We start from the raw sequence: 237 nt of genomic DNA on the forward strand, positions 1-237 counted from the left end.
GGCTGGAGCGCGGAGCCTCTGCCGCCCGCGCCGTGGGAGCAGACTTGCGGCGGCTGGGCGTGGAACTGGAAATGTGGCTTCACGAGCATCCCCTCAATACCGGGCGAGAGCGTGCGGGCCAGTTGCGGGTGATCGGGTTGTGGCCGTGGGGCGCACAGCCGCTGCGGGGCGCACAGACCCGCGCGGGTTCCGCCACGCTGTGGGGTCGGGATGCGATCGCCGCGGCGCTCTGGCGGC

At 73.4% G+C, this 237-nt stretch carries 1 protein-coding gene; it reads left to right on the forward strand.

Annotated elements, in window-relative coordinates; translation table 11 throughout:
- Nucleotides 1-44: 44 nt before the first annotated feature.
- Nucleotides 45-237: hypothetical protein (locus RMT89_RS45375; protein ID WP_315889590.1), on the forward strand; the 193-nt coding region annotated here is incomplete at its 3' end.

This window comes from Streptomyces sp. P17 (assembly GCF_032436805.1).
In the GTDB taxonomy this organism is placed as follows: Bacteria; Actinomycetota; Actinomycetes; order Streptomycetales; family Streptomycetaceae; genus Streptomyces.